The organism is Acinetobacter sp. 742879 (genome assembly GCF_000588535.1).
In the GTDB taxonomy this organism is placed as follows: domain Bacteria; phylum Pseudomonadota; class Gammaproteobacteria; order Pseudomonadales; family Moraxellaceae; genus Acinetobacter; species Acinetobacter pittii.
The window spans coordinates 266,987-285,874 of the sequence record NZ_JFYC01000002.1 but is presented as its reverse complement, the minus strand read 5'-3'; the positions used below and the strand labels follow the sequence as shown (position 1 = coordinate 285,874).

The following is an 18,888-nucleotide window of genomic DNA, read 5'->3' as shown; positions in this document are numbered from 1 at the left end:
CTTTTAAAACTTTTCTTCTAGTGCAATCAACCTAATTGGTTAAAAATAACAAAAAAAACCTAGTCATCGAAATGACTAGGTTTGTTTAAATTAGCTGCAATTGAGCAAATGATTTACTCAGCTACAGGATTTGCTTTCTTTGGTGGACGGCCGCGAGGGCGACGAGGACGACTTGGTTTGTCCTTATCAGCTTTAGAATCTTCTGATTCACTCTCGGCAGAAGCTTCAGTTGGCTCTACAGCTTGTTCTGTAGCTGCTTTGGCTTTTGCAGCTGCTTTTGGCTGTTTTGCAACTGGAACTTCTACTACAGTTGTCGCTGGTGTCTCTTCTACATTAGCTACTACTTCAACTTGCTGATCAAGCTCAAGCGGTTGTTGTTTTGATTCAACAGGTGCTTGTGTTTCAGCAGTAGGAGCAACAACGGCTTCTTCCACAGTCTCAGCTACAGGGGCAGCTTCTTCTGGTGCAGAATGTTGTTGTTTAACTTGCTCAAAAGCTTGTTCAGCTGCAAGTTTCGCTAAACGACGGCGTTCACGCGGATCATTAGCAACACGTGGTGTCGCTTCTTTTGGTGGCGTCAACGGAAGTACTGGCGCAGGTTCTGCTTCTTGTGAAGGCTTATTGCTTGGAAGCTCGGCATCACGAGTAACAGGCTTTTTGTCTTCAGCTTCAGCTGCGACTTCAGTCACTAGAGTACTTGCGTATTGCTCTGCAAATTTCTGCAATGCACGATTGAATGTTGGAACTAAACCAAACTGTTCAATCAGTACTGTGCAGTCTTCACCGTAAACATGACGGATCAAGCTGCCAATTGTATACTGCGCCAACGTTGGAATTTGCGATGGGGCAATTGATGGTGCAGCAGCTTTAGCACGTTTTGCATTGCGTTGTTCACGGCGACGCATACGAGGATCATTACTTGCACGTTGAACTTGCGGTTGAGTTTTCTCAGCTTTTGGTTGAGGAGCTTCTGCTTCAGCGGTTACCGTCTCTTCCACTGCCACAACTGGTGCTGGAGCTAGTTCTTGAGTAGCTTCAACAACAGGTGCTTTTTCAGTACGTTCAACAGGTTGCTCAGGCGTTAAAGCAATAATTTCGCTTTGTGCTTGATCAACATTGATGACTAAGGCTGTATTCATGACTTCATGCTGTGGAGCATCAATCAAATCAACCTTAATTTGTTTTTCATCAACAACTGCTGGTGCCGGCGTATTTTGATTTTCATTTAATACGCTTGGATCGCGGTGGCGATTCGGACGGTTTGGACGTTGTTGGTTATTACGGTCACGACGTGGTACAGCATGTTCAGCTTGTTGCCCATCATTTTGATGTTGTGCATGCGGCTGGTCTTGCTGTTGACGCTTTTGTTGACGTTTTAATTCACGTTGCTCTTGGCGTGATAACTGTACAACCTCTTCATGAACCTGTTGTTGCTGTGGTTCTTGATTGTGGTGGTGCTGATGTTGTTCACGTTGCTCTTTGTGCTTACGTTTTTTGTTGTTTGGACGTTGCTGTTGTACTTTATCGTCTTTTTCAACATTCTCACGTGCTTCCTGCTTAACAGGAGATTGAGAAATATAAGCATTGTTAGATGGAGCCGAAGTAACTTCAGCAACTGCTGGTGCTACGACTTGTCCAAACTGCCCACGGCTAACAGCACCTGTATTCACCATTTGTTCAATTGCGGCAGCAGCATTTTGTGCTGAGCGAGATTGATCAACTGTTTGAGCTTGTTTTTGAACAAAAAGGTTTTCTAACCATGCACAAGGGCTTGCTGCTTTTTGAGCGCTTGCCTGAGCAGCAGGTTGAGCCGCTTGATTTGCTTTCTTTTGATTAGCTGCGTTATTGGCAGCAGGAGCAGCATGAGTATGGCCATGATCAGCTTCTTCTAAATGCCATTCAGAAGATTCATAACCTAACTCTTTTTCACTTGAACGAGTTGCTTCAGTACGTTCGTAGCTAGATGGTGCAAATCCATCTGGATTGTACTGAATTTCGTAGTGAGGTGTTTCTAAGTGCGGGTGAGGTAAAACAGTCACACGAACACTAGAAGTTTGTTCTAAATAAACAAGACTATGACGTTTTTCATTGAGCAAGAAAGCTGCAATTTCAACAGGTACTTCTACTTGTACTTCACCATGACGTTCACGAAGCGCGATCTCTTCTACTTTACGCATAATAGAAAGCGAAAGTGAGCGTAAGTCACGAACCATGCCTGTACCATGACAGCGTGGGCACACATAACCTGTTGCTTCTTCAAGAGATGGACGTAAGCGTTGACGGCTCATTTCCATTAAGCCAAAACGAGAAAGTTGGCCAAACTGAATACGTGCGCGATCGCTTTGAGTTGCTTCACGAAGTTTTGCTTCAACCATGCGTTGGTTGCGCTCTTTAGTCATATCGATGAAGTCGATTACAACTAAACCACCAATGTCACGAAGACGAAGTTGGCGAGCAATTTCTTCTGCTGCTTCTAAGTTAGTATTCAGCGCAGTTTCTTCAACGTCATGTCCACGAGTCGATTTCGCAGAGTTAATATCGATTGAAACTAAAGCTTCAGTCTGGTCAATCACAATTGAACCGCCAGAAGGAAGTTTTACTTCACGTTCATAAGCAGTTTGAATTTGGCTTTCAATACCAAAATGAGCAAATAATGGCTCGTTTAAAGTATAAGTTTTAAGTTTGTCTAATTGACGAGGCATCACTGCTTTAACAAAGTTATAAGCTTCGTTATAAGCCTGTTCGCTATCAATTAAAATTTCTGCAACATCATCACGTAAATAATCGCGGATAGCACGAGTAACAACACCAGCTTCTTGATGAACCAGCATTGGAGAAGGACCAGAGCTCGCTGTGCCTTGGATTTGTGCCCAAAGGTCAAGCAAATGCTGTAAGTCTAACTGTAATTCTTCTTGGGTACGGCCAATACCAGCGGTACGTACAATAACGCTCATACCACGTGGTAAATTTAAAGAAGCTAAAATTTCTTTTAATTCTTCACGTACAGAACCTGAAATTTGACGACTAATACCGCCACCTTTCGGGTTGTTTGGCATAAGAACCAAATAACGTCCTGCAAGTGAAATAAAGGTAGAAAGGGCTGCACCTTTATTGCCACGTTCTTCTTTTTCGACTTGAACAAGTAATTCAGTACCTTCAGTGATAAGTTCACGAATGTTTGAAGTTTGTCGTGGGTCTGCTTGGAAATAACTGTTAGCAATTTCGCGCATAGACAAGAAGCCTTGACGGCCTGCGCCGTATTCAACAAAAACAGCTTCTAAAGATGGTTCTACGCGGGTTACATGGCCTTTATAGATATTGGATTTTTTCTGTTCTCGGGTACGATTCTCTAAATCAAAATCGTAAAGACGATTACCAGTGATAAGTGCAACGCGGACTTCTTCTGCGTGAGTTGCATTAATCAACATACGTTTCATGGGTGTGACACCTAATAGTGACCCACACAAACATATCGCACAAACTTAAAGGTTCTGAACGAACATCGAACATGACGGATCATTTCCCAGATCTCAAAATATTTGTGGTCTGAGTCATCTGTTACCGGCTACATTTAGCCTTAGCTTCGATTCTCGTCTGTGATGTAGGCAATACTGCTTCAACCTTTAAATCGGACTTCCTTAGTGCTTCACTGGCGGGGGAGCGGTGCATTGGTTAATGACTTTCACTGTCATTGGGCGCGAAGTGACTTCTTTTTGGAAGTTTGATACGGAATGCTCATCGTATCGGTGCTTTCGGCAGTTCCAATGCATCAACGCTTTAGCCTGAAGGCAACATTAAGGAGCGATTTGTCTGATGTGTATCAGTTTACGTTCCATAACCAACTAGAGTTGGTAACATATTTTTTTGAACAAACTGAATTAAACGCAACAGTTTGTCATTTTGCCGATATAATAAGCCTTCGGCGTCGGCATAATTCTTTAGGACCAATCCGAGCTGGTGATGAAAGCATCATTTTGATTGAGGTTTCAATCAGGGAAATTCCCTATTAGATGTTCACTTACGGCGGTATCCGTGCGCTGACTATATCAAACCTTGCAGCATCTGCCTATGGGCTAAGCTTAGATTTCTTGTGAAAAAACTAAGCTAATCGGTCATTTATTAATCAAATTTAGCAAAATTTCAGGTTTAAATATTAGTATGAATTCTACACAGCAATGGCAAAGTGTCACTTGGTTTGAGGTGGATGAACATCAAGCAGGACAGCGAATTGATAATTTCCTGTTTTCGCGTTTAAAGGGTGTACCTAAGAGTCGTATTTATCGTTTGATTCGTGAAGGTCAGGTTCGAGTAAACAAAAAACGTATTAAAGCTGAGACCAAATTAGAGATTGGAGATCAGATTCGTGTTGCACCTATTCGTTATGAACAAAAGGATGAAACCGCTGCTCCTGTGAGTGATAGTGTAGCACAGAGTCTACTCAGCCGTGTGGTTTATGAAGATGAAGGCCTGTTAGTCATCAATAAACCATCAGGTATTGCTGTACATGGTGGTAGTGGTGTGGCATATGGTTTGATTGAGGCTTTACGCGCCGCGACAGGTAAAAAATATTTAGAACTAATTCACCGTATCGACCGTGACACCTCTGGCCTGGTTATGATTAGCAAGAAACGTAGTACTTTAAAGCTGCTACAAGACATGTTGCGTGAGCACAAAATTCGTAAGACTTATGCGGCAATTGTAAAAGGTCAGGTGAGTCTCGATAAACAACTCATTGATGCTCCTTTATTTCGTTATGAGTTAGCCAATGGCGAGCGTCGTGTACGTGTATCTAAAGAAGGTAAGCCAAGTAAAACCGAATGGGTTATTGCAGAGCGTTTTAAAAATGCCACTTTGGTGCATGCATCGCCGCTATCAGGCCGTACTCATCAAATTCGTGTCCATGGTTTAAGTATTGGACATCCCTTGTTGGGTGATGATAAATATGGACACACCACTGAGTACGCAGGTCCGCAGGCACGACGTTTATGTTTACACGCGATGCGTTTAGATATTCCGGGTTATCCACCGATTGAAGCGCCGTTACCAGAAGACATGACCCAGTTATTAAAGGCTTTGAGAGTAGCAAAATGAGTCTGAAAACCGAATTAGTTATTTTTGACTGGGATGGAACTTTATATAACTCTGTTGGCCAGATTGTTGCCAGCTTACAACATGCAGCAGAGCAACATGAACTGCCTCTAAGCGATGAAGCCGCAAAAAGTATTATCGGTTTAGGCTTGCCTGAGGTGATGCAGACCTTATTTCCAGAAGCGCCGGAATTGCATGACTCGATCTTAAAGGCATATGGTGATCACTATATCGCGAACTCGACTAGTGATGCATGGTTTGAGGGTATTTCTGAACTACTCCATGATTTAAAAGCCCAAGGTTTAAAACTTGCCGTAGCGACGGGTAAAAACCGTCGTGGGTTAGACCGTGTAATCGCAAAAACACAGAGTACTCATCTTTTTGATGTAACTCGGGCTGCCAACGAGACGCGTTCAAAACCAGACCCGCTCATGTTGCAAGAAATATTAACAGTCACTGGGGTGAATGTTGAGCAAGCAGTCATGATTGGTGATAGTAGCTATGACCTTGAGATGGCACAGCGTTTAGGGATGCCGCGTATCGGAGTAGGCTATGGCGTACATTCGGTTGAAGTTCTGCAAAAGTTTCAACCTTTAACGATTGCTAAAAATGTACAAGAGCTTCACAGCTTTTTGAGAGGGTATGCTCAGTTATCTACTGTAGATGTCGCTTAAATTGAAATAGTATTAAAGAGGGAATACGTTCCCTCTTTCTTTAAGCTGAATAACAAAACAATAAGAAGAGAAAAATGAGCCGTTCAATTCGTCTATTAAATCTTTTACAACAGCTCCGTGAAGCCCGTTACCCAATCACAGCACAAGTCTTGGCTGAAAGCCTAAACATTAGTGTTCGAAGTGTCTATCGAGATATTGATAGCTTACGTGAGCAAGGTGTAAGAATTGATGCCTCAGCAGGCTTAGGTTTTCAGCTTAAAGAAGACATCTTATTACCACCGGTTACTTTTAATGAGAATGAAGCCGAAGCTCTATTTTTAGCTTTAGAGTGGTTGAAAGACGTTCCAGATCAGGCAATGAAATCGGCAGCCGTTTCAATCTATTCTAAACTTTATGCAGTTCTACCTGAGCACCGGAAATATTTGATCGATGACATGACGCTAGGCGTTACACATTACTGGCATCCGGTTGATGAAGCTTTAGTAGAACAAGTACGTTTAGCGATTCGTAAACAAGTAAAAATAAAAGTCGATTATTGCGATGAACAAAAACGGTTAAGTGAACGTTCACTTTGGCCTTTTGCTTTAGGGTATTTACATGACAAAGTTGTACTTGCTGCTTGGTGTGAATTGCGGCAGGCATTTCGCCATTTTCGGATAGATCGTATCCATGACTTGCAAATGAGTGAGGAAATATATCCTGAATTTAAAAAACATCTGTTTCAAAGATGGTGGAAACAAGAAATGCAAAGGACTACTGACAAAAACTGACAAAAGTTATTTGTAAACTAGGAACTACGATAAACAAGGAGCAATAAGAATGAGCCTTAAACTTTATACTAACAAAGAGTCACGTGGTGTAGTTATTGACTGGCTTTTAGTCGAGTTAGGTGTTGAATGTGAACGAATTGAAGTCGCATATAAGACCGAGATGAAATCGCCTGAATATCTAAAACTTAATCCTTTTGGAAAAGTACCGGTATTGGTAGATGGCGATATGGTTATTTATGAGTTGGGTGCAATCTGTGCATATCTAGCCGACAAGTTTAGTGATAAAGGTTTGGCACCAGCCTTGAATGATCCGAAACGTGGTTTGTACTACCGTTGGTTATTTGTGATGGCGGGCCCTTGGGAAGCTGCGGGTGTTGATAAAGCTTTAGGAATAGAAGTATCACCTGAGCAAAAAATGTTTGTTGGCTATGGCGATTACAACGATGCTTATCAAGCTTTAGTTCAGGGATTGAGTGAAGCGAATCCGTATGTATGTGGTGAGCAATTTACCGCAGCAGATGTAAGTGTTGGAGCAATGCTTTTATGGCAGTTAAAAATGAATGCGATTGAATCACATCCTGCTATTACCCGTTATGTTGAAACGATCAAACAGCGTGAAGGCTTAAAACAAAGTACTATGGGGCAACTGCTGTAAACCTAATATTCCTAAAAGTCACCCAAAAGGGTGGCTTTTTTGTTTTTAACTAAAGGTTTTAATTGGTAAGAAAGCCAGCAGCAACGTTAATGCAGATCGCTAAAATGGTGGTATTAAATCCAAAAGACAACACAGCGTGGAATAAGTTTAAAAGACGCATATGCTTGGTGGTAATTGACACGTCCGCAGTTTGAGCAGAAGTACCAATAATATAACTAAAATATAGAAAATCAGGATAAGTTGGCTGTTTTGTGCCAGGGAAATCTAACCCTCCATTTTCCTCATTTCTAGATAAAGCCATATAAAAATCATGGGCATAATGTAGAGCAAAAACGGTATGCATAAAAAGCCATGCAGACACAATGGTGAGCAAAGCTAAAGCCACATGACCTAACTTTGCAGAACTGTCAGAAGGGAGCTGTGACAGTTGAATTAGAATAGCAACCAGACACATGATTAATGCCAATAAAACAATCAGCATAATGACCCATTTGCTTTCATCTTGTTTTTTTGCTTGCTGTTGCATTTGTGAATGGTCGGCACTTTTCATGAGTTGCCAAACATGTAGTAAATATATGCTAACGGAAGCATTCCAGCTGACTAATAAAATAGTTGACCATTTCCATGACGTTAACCATGTCAAAATACCGGCTGTGACAATACCTATGAATAAAGCAATAAAGAAATGTGGGCGGTTTTGTACACTACGTCCTAGATGTTGAAATACGCCAACCATTTTCCTAGTCTCCTTTATTACACGGGAAATATATTATTTTTTATTAAATGGTGAAAATAATATATGGTTTTATATAGATTTTATTTCAATTCTTTTCATTTATATTCATGAGATATTTAATTTTACCTATTAGATAAAATAGGATATTACCGCGGATTAAACTGTTTATAAAAAGTATAAAATAAATAGAAGGAATATTTATTTATACTTTTTTATAAAGATGATCTTATTAATCATGTGCTTAATAATAAAATTATTCGTAATAATTAAGCGTGGTTTAAGTTTTTATCTAAATGAAATACTTTAGTGAGCTGGTCAATGAATTTTTGAACGCCTAAAGACTGTGAGTTTTTACGATAGTTTACGAATAAATCAAGTGTTGGTAAGTCGACATCAAGTGGACGAACTATCGTGTTTTTGATGCCTAAAGGCGCAACATAGGCAGGTAAAATTGTACAGCCTAATCCAGAACCAAGAGAGTTAATGTTGAACAATATGCTGTCTGCTTTTTGAACAATATTCAGTTCGATGTTATGAGTTTTAGCGAAATCTAAAATAGTGTTATGTAAGGTTTGTGATTGTTCGGCTGCCGGGATAATAAAGTCAATACCTTGTAAAGCATGGACTGGGATTCGATCATATTGAGCAAGTGGATGATTTTTAGGAAGTAAGAAAATCAGGGGTTCAGTTAAAACAAATTGGCTTTGAATTTCATCACTATCTGTATTTTCACGAGTAAACGTAATGTCCAGCTCTCCTTTTTTTAAGGCTTTAAGCTGTTCAGTATTGTTTAAATTAGATAGTTCAATAGTAAGGTCGGGGTGTTGTAGTCGCAGATTAGGAAGTACATAAGGGAAAATTTTCATTTCTGCGATGGGAACGAAACCGATACGTAACAATTGCTGTTTAGCCTTAGAAACTTGTCGTGCCATAGCGACCGCTTTTTCAGCCTGAGCGAGAGTGAGTCGAGCATGTTCTAAAAATACTTCGCCTTCTTCTGTTAACTCAACTTTGCGTTTTGTGCGGTTTAAAAGTCGTACACCAACGTCTTCTTCTAAATCTTTAATTTGTTGGCTAAGAGAGGGCTGTGCGGTAAAAAGTTTAAGAGCGGCTTTACTAAAATTTAATTCTTCAGCAACGGTAATGAAATATCGGAGATGGCGTAGTTCCATAAGACTAATCCAAAAAATGTCTTACTATGATTTAAGTGAAGTATAAAGCATAAATAGATATAGCGTGAAGGTGATTTAGGTATTTATAAAATAAATGGAATTTTAATTTTCATTAAAGATTTAATATGGGAATATAAGCTCAAATAATTCATAAAATATATTAATAATTAAATAATAAATACATTATTTATAATTAATCAAAGAATTTTCTAAAGGATTTAAATATTCATTTAAGAAATTCTCATATTATGCAAAAACTAGAATAATAAAATAAATTTATAACCTAGAGGTCACTAAGATCTACCCAAATGTAATTGTTACTAAATATATTGTTTTCATTGCACAGAAGAATCTTAAGTTAAAAATTACGGGCGACAAAGATGAAATAGACAGGTTCTATGGCGGCTTTTCGTCATCTTCTAATTGTTATGTTATACAAGAAGTCTTAGTAAGAATGGTAATTACTGACGCATAAACTCAACACATCTAAGTGTTTTTTATGGCACTCTAATTTAACTTAGGTTGGCTATGACCACGATAAAATGGATATTTATATGATAAATAAGTGTAAGTGCCATAGCTTAATTTGTTTTAATTGTTAAGATAGAAACCTGATCACATCCATTCTGCTGATGCTAAAACATAGAAAAGCCCATGAAAGACAAGCCGACATTAACATATCAATTGCCGACTCAGTCCTGTTGGACGCATACATGGATAAAACCTCCTTTTTGTCATCCCGAGTCTGGGCATGAAACGGATACACGTTTTTATAATCAACAGCCTAAGTCACCTGCTCGTGGCTCAAAAGAGTTATTGCGTTGGTTAGTTACGCGTGAGTCTTTTACATGGAAAGTGGATATTCAAAATGAATATGAAACTCGTGTAAATACGGCTGTAGCTTTGCCGCAAAATCGACCTCAGGCAGATCTGGATGATTGGCAAGTCTGGTTCGTTGGGCATGCAACGGTATTGGTTCAGATTGGTCCTTATAACTTTATTACCGACCCAGTGTGGTGTGATTATGCAAGTCCTTCACAAGGGCGCGGCCCACGCCGTGTATGCCCAGCAGGTTTTGCACTAGAACAATTACCGACGATTCATGGAGTTTTGCTCAGCCATAATCATTATGACCATATGGACTTGGCGACACTTGAATGGCTACATAAAAAATTCGCAATGCCAATTTACACTGGACTCGGGAATGGTTTTTATCTACCTAAAGAGTTCCATGTCATTGAGATGGATTGGTGGCAAGAAATTCCTTATCACGAATTAAGAATAATCTATACACCTGCACAGCATGGTTCAGGCCGTGGTTTACGCGACCAGAATAAGGCACTTTGGGGCGGCTTTTCGGTTGTGGCTAAAACAGGTCATTGTTTCTTTGCGGGTGATACCGGTTATGCGGGTCATTTTAAGCAAATACATGCTCGTTATGGCGCACCACGAGTTGCCTTACTTCCAATAGGTGCGTATGAGCCACGTGAATTGATGAGCTATGTTCATATGAACCCGCAAGATGCGCTACATGCGCACTTCGATTTACAGGCTCATCGTTCTATTGCGATTCATTATCGAACTTTCCAGTTGACTGATGAAGACCGAGAAGACCCAGAGCATGCTCTAGCACAGGCAATTAAAGCTTCTTCAAAGCTTGCAAATCCTTTTTATTGCATTCGGGAAGGACACAAACTGACTGTTTAAAAAACGATGCTTGATATTAAAAAAGCCAGTTCAAATTAAACTGGCTTTTTACCATTTTGACTTAAATTAAGCTAAGTCAAAACGATCAAGATTCATGACTTTAGTCCATGCAGCAACAAAGTCTTGAACAAATTTTTCTTTACCATCTGCCTGAGCATAAACTTCGGCTAATGCACGTAAGATTGAGTTTGAACCGAAGACTAAATCATTACGTGTTGCGGTAAATTTTACTGCGCCGGTTTTACGGTCTTTGCCTTCAAAGACTTCGCTTGTTGAGTCAACAGGCGCCCATGCAGTAGACATGTCGAGTAAGTTCGTAAAGAAGTCTGTGCTGAGTACACCAACTTGCTGAGTAAATACACCGTGTTGTGAGCCATCCCAGTTGGTGCCCAGTACACGTAAGCCACCAATCAATGCAGTTAACTCTGGTGCAGTCAAAGTCAGTTGTTGTGCTTTATCAATCAATAATGCCTCAGTTGTTGCGCTGACACCCTCTTTTTTCCAGTTTCTAAAACCATCAGCAAGGCCGAGAAGTAATTGGAAAGATTCGACATCAGTTTGACTTTGTAATGCATCAACACGACCAGGGGCAAATGGAACGCTAATGTTGAAACCTGCCGCTTGAGCAGCTTGTTCTACACCAACGTTACCTGCAAGCACGATTAAATCAGCTAATGATAATTGAGTAGAAGCTTTGAGTTCTTCAATTTTAGTTAAAGTCTCAACTGCTTTTTTATTTACGTCCCATTCACGTTGTGGTGATAAAGCAATACGTGCTCCGTTTGCACCGCCACGCTTGTCTCCACCACGGAACGTGGATGCCGAAGCCCAACCAAGGGAAACTAGCTCACCAGCAGATAGTCCTAATGCAACAATTTTTGCTTTTGCATCATCAATACTGGCAGTAGACGGTATAGCACTAGCAGCAGGTAATGGGTCTTGCCAAATTAAATCTTCAGCCGGAACCTCAGGACCTAAATAACGTGCTTTTGGACCCATATCACGGTGAGTTAACTTGAACCAAGCTCGAGCAAAAGCATTGGCAAAGGCTTGTGGATCGTTAAGGAAACGACGAGAGATCTTTTCAAACTCAGGATCAAAACGTAAGGTCAAATCTGTAGTAAGCATTGTTGGCTTACGTTTAACTGATGGGTCGAATGGATCTGGAATGATTGCCTCAGCATCTGCTGCTACCCATTGAATTGCACCAGCAGGTGAGCGCTCTTGTACCCACTCGTATTTGAATAGGTTTTCAAAGAAGTAGTTGCTCCATTGTGTTGGTGTTTGTGACCAAATCACTTCTAAACCTGAAGTGATCGCATCTTTACCAACACCAGTGCCAAAACTGTTTGACCAGCCAAAGCCCATTTGTTCAATTGATGCTCCCTCAGGATCAGCCTGAACATGGTCAGCAGAGGCAGCACCATGGGTCTTACCTAAAGTATGACCGCCCGCGATTAAGGCAACAATTTCTTCATCATCCATTGCCATATTGCCGAAAGTCGCGCGAATAAATGGTGCAGCTGATTTAGGGTCACCGCTGGCTTGTGGGCCTTCAGGGTTTACATAAATTAGACCCATTTCGGTTGCAGCTAGATTGCTGCCTTCCAATGCTTCAGAGTTGCGATGAGCTAACCATTCTTTTTCATCGCCCCAGTTTACGTCGTTGTCTGGTTCCCAAACATCTTCACGACCTGCACCAAAACCGAAGGTGCGGAAACCCGAAGATTCAAGTGCGATGTTTCCAGCAAGAATAAATAAATCTGCCCATGATATTTTTTGACCGTATTTTTGTTTAACTGGCCATAGCAAGCGGCGTGCTTTATCTAAGCTTGCATTGTCAGGCCAACTATTTAATGGCGCAAAACGTTGCTGACCACGACCAGCACCACCACGGCCATCGCCCATACGATATGTACCGGCAGCATGCCACGCTAAACGAATAAATAAGCCTGTATAATTTCCCCAGTCGGCTGGCCACCAATCTTGAGAATCGGTTAATACATTTTTGATATCAGCTTTGAGGGTGTAGTAGTCGAGTTTTTTAAATTCTTGACGGTAATTAAATTCTTTACCGAGTGGGTTAGAGCGTTCTGAATGTTGATTGAGTAGGTCGACGCGTAGTTGTTTTGGCCACCAGTGTAAACTAGGCGTGCCACCACCGACCGTTACTTCTGGTTTTGATTTATGGCCTGAAAAAGGGCATTTTGATTCATCTGACATGGTTATATTCTCTCTGGGTAATAATTATTGAGCTCTTCGTAAAAATGTTAGGGCTCATTTTCCTGGACTTCTGGTTTAAAAACTCATGTTTACTAAATAAAGAAATGGAAGAACAAATGGTGAGAGAAACCGTTTAAAAGTCTTTTCACTGAGATGTCGGCCATTATTTTTTATTTAATAATGCATCAGATTCCTTTACTTGTTATTCCTCCAATTTACTGCATGAAGGTTAAAAAACAAGAGGAAAAATAAGATGAAACTTGTAAATAACGATGCATAGAATTACCTCTTCAATTGTTGGAACAACGTAAGATCTTTTAATAACGCTCTGTAAATATACTAGGAGTAGGAGTCTTATTTTTCAAATGGATTAAATTGTCAATATTGATTTAAAAAACCGATTATATGTTTATTTAATAGATTAAGATGGCGGCAATAGTGAGATGAAATTTTTTATATTTAGTTGTAGTAGACGTGATCTCAAATGAATAAAGGAGAGCATTGCTCTCCTTTATTGTTTATATATTAAACATTTACGATTCGATTCGATTTCACCATATCAGCTAAACCGTGAGTTTTAAAATAGTACTCAAGCCAACTTTTCACGATGAGTGGATTATTCATTTTCATGACATCATCCAGCAATTTTTGTGCATCTGTCATAGGGACATGACAAATTGCTTTTCTTACTCGCAAAATGTTACTCGAACTCATCGAAAGGGTATTGAAGCCCATCGCCATGAGCAGAATTGCTGATAATGGATCACCTGCCATCTCACCACAAATACTGATAGGTTTTTTGTATTCATGACATTCTTTAACTAAGCGGGTTAGCGCACGTAGAATGGATGGGTGAAAGTGTGAGTAAACGTTTGCCACATGTGGATTATTACGGTCAACTGCAAGTAAATACTGGGTTAAGTCATTTGAACCGACCGAGAAGAAATCGACGAGTTCGGCAAACTCATCAATTTGTAGTAGTACGCTCGGCACCTCAACCATAATTCCAATTTTTGGTTTGGTAATTTTAACTTGCTCTTCTTCTTGCACTGCAATCCAGTCACGCTCAAGTAAATAAAGTACTTCTTCGACTTCACTGACTGTAGTGACCATTGGCAATAAAATATGCAAATTATTTAAACCAATACTGGCTTTGAGCATGGCGCGAATTTGTGAAGAAAAAATCTCGGGATGATCAAGCGTGAAACGAATACCTCGCCAGCCTAATGCCGAGTTTTCTTCTTCAATACTGAAATACGGCAAGTCTTTATCAGCACCAATATCGAGAGTTCGCATCACCACAGGTTTGTTGGCGAAATGGCTCAACTGTTGACGGTAGATTGCGCGTTGTTCTTCTTCACCCGGGAAACGTTCCCGTAACATGAATGGAATTTCACTTCGGTATAGACCTACGCCTTGAGCACCACGTTGTACTCCGCGGACAACATCAATCATGAGGCCCGTGTTCACATAGAGCTGAACAGACACACCATCTGGAGTAATTGCTTCTTTGGTCTCGTATTGTTTGAGATCTTTTGCGATTTGTTCATCTTCTTTCTGAATTTCTTTATAGCGTTGACGTAAACGACGTGGAGGGTTTACAAAAACACGGCCCTGATAGGCATCCACAATCATTTCTGCATCATCAAGTGTGTTCACTGGCAGTTCAGTTACACCAACTACGGTTGGAATACCTAATGCACGAGCAACAATCACCATATGTGAGTTGGCTGCACCTTCGGATGTCACAATCGCTGCAATATTGTCTACTGGCAACTCAACGAGAGCAGCAGTACTAATTTCTTCACCAATTAAAATACTGTCCGGACTCAGGTCACGATGGCTAGAGTCTTCTTCTTGCAAAGAAGCTAAAATACGTCGCCCTAAATCTTTAAGATCAGAAACTCGCTCACGAAGATAGTCGTCTTCCATTTGTGCAAAAAGGGCAGTGTGTTTTTCAATGACACGACGTACTGCACCTTGTGCCCAATGTCCATCACGGATAAGTTCTTTAATTTCTGCTGGTAATGCATTTTCATCTAGCATTCTTAAGAAAACACTAAATAAAGCGCGCTCTTCGGCCATGAGTGAATCATGCATTTTTTCATCCAGAGAACGAATCTCTGAACGTACTGATGAAATGGCTTGATCTAAAATTCGAAGTTCATCACTAATATCTTCTGCTTCACGATCAGGCACAGAACCCAAATCGGCAGGCGGATATAAAATAATAGCACGACCTAAAGCAACGCCACCTGCACCTGAAGCACCCTGGAAGGTTTTATAGGCAGGTCCATTACTCGGCTTACGAAATACGTCAATATTACCTACTGCATGAGCATGAGCAATAACGCCAGAAAGCTGAGCACACAGCGTAACTAAAAAGGACTCGGCAGCTTCACTAAAATCTTGAGGAAGTTTGTTTTGGACAACCAAAACACCCATAACCTTACGACGATACATAACTGGTACGCCAAGGAATGAGTTATAAATTTCTTCGCCTGTTTCTGGTAGATACAAGAAACGCTCATGTTTTGGCGCATTGTCAAGGTTAACAATTTCTTCACGCTGCCCGACCAGACCAACCAAGCCTTCACCGAGTTGCAAAGAAACATGACCTACAGATTCTGGATTTAAGCCTTTAGAGGCCATTAATACATAACGCTGATTGCGTTCATCGAGTAAATAAATAGAGCAAACATCCACTTTCATGGCCTCAGCAACCTGATTAACCATGATGTCTAATGATTCATGCAAACTGACGGACGCATTAACCTCTTGGACAATGCGCCGTAGAGTGTCGAGTTGCATGTTTGACATGGATGTATACTCCAGTATTTTTTTAGACTATGAATGTATTTATAACAGCACTTTTAATAAAAATCATTTGCTAGATAAATGATTTTTAGGGTAATTGTTGCATCGGCAACTGTGTACACAACTCCACCATGGCTTTACGATAAACATCACGCTTGAAGTTCACCACTTGTCCAAGAGGATACCAATAGCTAACCCACTGCCATTCATCGAATTCGGGCGGGTCGGAGAGGTTTAACTGAATATTTTTTGCAGGCGCAGTTAACTTCAGTAAAAACCATTTTTGTTTCTGTCCGATACATACGGGGTCAGAGTCTGACCGAATGTACCGATGTGGCAAACGATAACGCAGCCATCCTTTGGTTTGCGCAATAATCTGGACATGTTCGGGCAATAAGCCGATTTCTTCTCTCAGTTCTCGAAAAAGTGCCTGTTCAGGGGTTTCTCCAAACTGGATGCCTCCTTGTGGAAATTGCCAAGCATTGTGACCAATGCGCTTTGCCCATAAAACCTGTCCATCATCGTTTGCCAAAATGATCCCGACATTCGGTCGGAAACCTTCTGAGTCGATCATTTGGCTACCTAAATATTGTCTATATCGTTGACTTTAATCACGGGGACAAACACTTTTTTATGTCCAGCTCGAAAAGATCAAAGTAAAATGTTTAAATTGCTACGATCTTAACGAATTTCTATCGACTAGCGGAGATAGATTTACATTTTTTTTCTTAAATTTCAGTTTAAACGAGAATTTTCATGAAACTGGCGTTGTTTGATTTAGACCATACCTTGTTAAATACCGATTCAGACCATTCTTGGGGTGAATTTTTAGTCAATGAAGGTTTGGTTGATCCGGTTCATCATCGTCAGATGAATGATAAATTTTATGAAGATTACAAAGCAGGGCAACTTGACCCGTATGCTTATAATGAATTTGTTTTCGGATTTTTAACGCAGCATGACAACGACTACTTAACTGAGCTCCACCAATTGTTCATGCAAAAAGTCATTCGTCCGCAAATGCGTCCAAAAGGTTTTGACGCAATCAAAAAACATCAAGATTTAGGCCATACTATTGTGGGTATTACGGCAACGAGTGATTTTATTACTGCGCCGATTTTCCGTGAATTTGGGATTACCGAAATTTTAGCAACCAATGCTGAAGTGGCTGACGGAAAATATACGGGTAAAGTTGCTGGTTTAGCGTGTTATCAAAAAGGCAAACTTGCACGTCTAGATGCATGGTTGGAAGGCCGTAACGTGTCTGAGTCTTGGGCGTATTCCGATTCAATTAATGACCGTTTTTTACTTGAATATGCAACGCATGCAATTGCAGTAAATCCTGATGATCGCCTTGAAAAACTGGCTCAAGAACACAATTGGGACATTCAGGACTGGTCGATTTAAAATTGTGGAGTTGGAAGAACAATTTGAAAAGTTTTGAGGTCTTCCAACTCTTAACTATATTTAAAATCATTTTTTAATATTTCTTATAAATCTTAGCTAAAAAAAGATATTGCTATGATTAATAAAATAAATTTTATCTTGGTAAAGATTTCAGAATATAAAAAATTTTAATTTAAAAATGAGGGAATAATGTCAAAAACAACACCAATTAAATTACCAAAACAACTTTGGAATGATGAAAGTATTGATTTAACACGTCATAGCTATCAGGGGAAACTACTAAATAAAAGCGAAGGCTTCAAATTAGGTAAGGCTCAACGTAAAAAAGTTCCACGTGAACACCTATCAAAGCTTTCTGAACGACCAAAAGGTACAACTGCCTTAACGGTCTATGATTGGAGTAACCAAGGACGTTTAGAAAAGCTCAAGCCGATTCGTGCAAAACGGATGAGTGTTTCTCCATTTACATTTTATCGTGGCATGCCTTCTTTGATGCTATTTGACCAAGCGTGGGAGCAGGCAAATTCAGGCTTATTTCAACAGATTTGTGGGGATTGTCATTTAAGTAATTTTGGCGGTTTTGCAAGTCCCGAACGTAACCTGTTATTTGGAATTAATGATTTTGATGAAACTTTAGTTGCCCCATTTGAATGGGATGTAAAGCGCTTAGCAACCAGTTTTGTAATCGCGGCACGTGATATTCATCTTGCAGAGAAAGTCGGGTTAAAAGCAATTAAAATAATGCTGAATAGTTATCGTCAGCACTTATTAGAAATTACAGAACTTTCACCACTCCAAGTTTGGTATGAAAAAGTTGATGCCAGTACATTATTAGAAAATACTGAGTGTCGAAAACTAAGAAAGAAACGCGAGAAGCACCTCGATTCAGCACAGAAAAGAACTGCGTACTCTGTTTTGCCGAAGCTTACCCAGCAAGATCAAGAGACAGGGTTTCGTCATTTTATGGATGATGCGCCGTTATTATGGCATCCAGATCTAGATGAGCCATTTGGTAAAGATGTTGATGTATTTTTTCAAAAATACCGTGATTCTTTGAAATATGATCGCCAAGTGCTTTTTGATCGTTATCAACGTACAGATGTAGCTTTGAAAGTAGTGGGTGTTGGAAGTGTTGGTACACGATCAGCGATTGCATTATTTCAAGATGCAGATCGGGAACCGTTAATTTTACAAATGAAAGAAGCGAATCCATCAATTCTCAGCCCGCTATTTGTAGACAAGGTAAATCACGAAGGTGAGCGTGTAGTGCATGGTCAGCAGCTCATGCAGGCCGCAAGTGATATATTTCTTGGGTTCTCTTCAATATCAAATCAGCATTTTCATGTACGCCAGTTACGTGATATGAAAATTTCGGTTGATCTTAGTGACATGGATGATGAGTATTTCTATGAGTATGCTGAAAGTTGCGGTTTAGCCCTGGCTCATGCCCACGCTAAATCTGGAAATGCAGATGTACTTATGGGATATCTGGGCGAAGGTAATACGATAGTAGAAGTATTACAAACGTATGCAGAAGAATATGCAGAACGTAATCTAAATGACTATAACCAATTTATGAATGAAGTTGCAGATGGTAAGATTCAGCTCGCTGGAGATGATGCACTTTAATAATAAGTAT

General features: G+C 40.2%; 13 protein-coding genes. 7 read left to right on the top strand and 6 right to left on the bottom strand.

Annotation, left to right across the window (positions count from 1 at the left end):
• Positions 1-113: 113 nt before the first annotated feature.
• Entirely contained in the window at positions 114-3,437 is a 3,324-nt protein-coding gene (locus J690_RS09130; protein WP_032035400.1) for an Rne/Rng family ribonuclease, read from the bottom strand.
• Between the two features lie 721 nt (positions 3,438-4,158).
• Here J690_RS09130 and J690_RS09125 point away from each other — a divergent pair.
• The 4 genes from J690_RS09125 to J690_RS09110 all read left to right on the top strand — a co-directional run bounded on the left by J690_RS09125 (position 4,159) and on the right by J690_RS09110 (position 7,187).
• Positions 4,159-5,091, top strand: coding sequence for an RluA family pseudouridine synthase (locus tag J690_RS09125; RefSeq protein WP_032035399.1), 933 nt, complete (start codon positions 4,159-4,161; stop codon positions 5,089-5,091).
• The gene (locus J690_RS09120) at positions 5,088-5,762 is read left to right on the top strand and encodes an HAD-IA family hydrolase (RefSeq protein ID WP_017398768.1); all 675 of its coding nucleotides are present in this window, start codon (positions 5,088-5,090) and stop codon (positions 5,760-5,762) included. Before J690_RS09125 ends, J690_RS09120 begins: the two co-directional genes overlap by 4 nt.
• A 74-nt stretch (positions 5,763-5,836) precedes the next feature.
• Positions 5,837-6,532: a helix-turn-helix transcriptional regulator gene (locus J690_RS09115; RefSeq protein WP_002114898.1), complete on the top strand. Its 696-nt coding sequence runs from the start codon at positions 5,837-5,839 to the stop codon at positions 6,530-6,532.
• Between the two features lie 49 nt (positions 6,533-6,581).
• Positions 6,582-7,187 (top strand): glutathione S-transferase family protein, encoded by a 606-nt coding sequence (locus J690_RS09110; RefSeq protein WP_032035398.1) that lies wholly within the window; start codon positions 6,582-6,584, stop codon positions 7,185-7,187.
• Between the two features lie 58 nt (positions 7,188-7,245).
• On the opposite strand, the gene J690_RS09105 is transcribed toward J690_RS09110, so the two are convergent.
• Both J690_RS09105 and hcaR read right to left on the bottom strand, forming a co-directional pair.
• The gene (locus tag J690_RS09105) at positions 7,246-7,923 is read right to left on the bottom strand and encodes a DUF1345 domain-containing protein (protein ID WP_002115060.1); all 678 of its coding nucleotides are present in this window, start codon (positions 7,921-7,923) and stop codon (positions 7,246-7,248) included.
• 266 nt (positions 7,924-8,189) lie between these two features.
• Positions 8,190-9,095, bottom strand: coding sequence for a DNA-binding transcriptional regulator HcaR (gene hcaR, locus J690_RS09100; RefSeq protein ID WP_005066014.1), 906 nt, complete (start codon positions 9,093-9,095; stop codon positions 8,190-8,192).
• 654 nt (positions 9,096-9,749) lie between these two features.
• Here hcaR and J690_RS09095 point away from each other — a divergent pair.
• Positions 9,750-10,802: an MBL fold metallo-hydrolase gene (locus tag J690_RS09095; RefSeq protein WP_005066015.1), complete on the top strand. Its 1,053-nt coding sequence runs from the start codon at positions 9,750-9,752 to the stop codon at positions 10,800-10,802.
• A 66-nt stretch (positions 10,803-10,868) separates the two neighbouring features.
• Here J690_RS09095 and katG read toward each other — a convergent pair whose 3' ends face one another.
• From katG to J690_RS09080, 3 genes are all read right to left on the bottom strand, one after another.
• The gene (katG, locus tag J690_RS09090; RefSeq protein ID WP_032035397.1) at positions 10,869-13,025 is read right to left on the bottom strand and encodes a catalase/peroxidase HPI; all 2,157 of its coding nucleotides are present in this window, start codon (positions 13,023-13,025) and stop codon (positions 10,869-10,871) included.
• 525 nt (positions 13,026-13,550) lie between these two features.
• Entirely contained in the window at positions 13,551-15,845 is a 2,295-nt protein-coding gene (gene ptsP / locus J690_RS09085; RefSeq protein ID WP_005066019.1) for a phosphoenolpyruvate--protein phosphotransferase, read from the bottom strand.
• An 85-nt stretch (positions 15,846-15,930) separates the two neighbouring features.
• On the bottom strand, positions 15,931-16,416 hold the full coding sequence (locus tag J690_RS09080; RefSeq protein ID WP_000567255.1) for an RNA pyrophosphohydrolase: 486 nt from the start codon (positions 16,414-16,416) through the stop codon (positions 15,931-15,933).
• A gap of 182 nt (positions 16,417-16,598) precedes the next feature.
• Between J690_RS09080 and J690_RS09075 the strand changes: the two genes are divergently transcribed.
• Together J690_RS09075 and J690_RS09070 are read left to right on the top strand one after the other, a co-directional pair.
• Positions 16,599-17,249, top strand: a complete 651-nt coding sequence (locus J690_RS09075) for an HAD family hydrolase (protein ID WP_002115098.1) — start codon at positions 16,599-16,601, stop codon at positions 17,247-17,249.
• A gap of 189 nt (positions 17,250-17,438) precedes the next feature.
• The gene (locus J690_RS09070) at positions 17,439-18,878 is read left to right on the top strand and encodes a DUF2252 domain-containing protein (protein WP_032035396.1); all 1,440 of its coding nucleotides are present in this window, start codon (positions 17,439-17,441) and stop codon (positions 18,876-18,878) included.
• Positions 18,879-18,888: the final 10 nt, after the last annotated feature.

Coding starts and splice junctions, on each gene's coding strand:
- J690_RS09130 (WP_032035400.1), bottom strand. CDS start 3,437: ATGAAACGTATGTTGATTAATGCAACTCACGCAGAAGAAGTCCGCGTT.
- J690_RS09125 (WP_032035399.1), top strand. CDS start 4,159: ATGAATTCTACACAGCAATGGCAAAGTGTCACTTGGTTTGAGGTGGAT.
- J690_RS09120 (WP_017398768.1), top strand. CDS start 5,088: ATGAGTCTGAAAACCGAATTAGTTATTTTTGACTGGGATGGAACTTTA.
- J690_RS09115 (WP_002114898.1), top strand. CDS start 5,837: ATGAGCCGTTCAATTCGTCTATTAAATCTTTTACAACAGCTCCGTGAA.
- J690_RS09110 (WP_032035398.1), top strand. CDS start 6,582: ATGAGCCTTAAACTTTATACTAACAAAGAGTCACGTGGTGTAGTTATT.
- J690_RS09105 (WP_002115060.1), bottom strand. CDS start 7,923: ATGGTTGGCGTATTTCAACATCTAGGACGTAGTGTACAAAACCGCCCA.
- hcaR (WP_005066014.1), bottom strand. CDS start 9,095: ATGGAACTACGCCATCTCCGATATTTCATTACCGTTGCTGAAGAATTA.
- J690_RS09095 (WP_005066015.1), top strand. CDS start 9,750: ATGAAAGACAAGCCGACATTAACATATCAATTGCCGACTCAGTCCTGT.
- katG (WP_032035397.1), bottom strand. CDS start 13,025: ATGTCAGATGAATCAAAATGCCCTTTTTCAGGCCATAAATCAAAACCA.
- ptsP (WP_005066019.1), bottom strand. CDS start 15,845: ATGTCAAACATGCAACTCGACACTCTACGGCGCATTGTCCAAGAGGTT.
- J690_RS09080 (WP_000567255.1), bottom strand. CDS start 16,416: ATGATCGACTCAGAAGGTTTCCGACCGAATGTCGGGATCATTTTGGCA.
- J690_RS09075 (WP_002115098.1), top strand. CDS start 16,599: ATGAAACTGGCGTTGTTTGATTTAGACCATACCTTGTTAAATACCGAT.
- J690_RS09070 (WP_032035396.1), top strand. CDS start 17,439: ATGTCAAAAACAACACCAATTAAATTACCAAAACAACTTTGGAATGAT.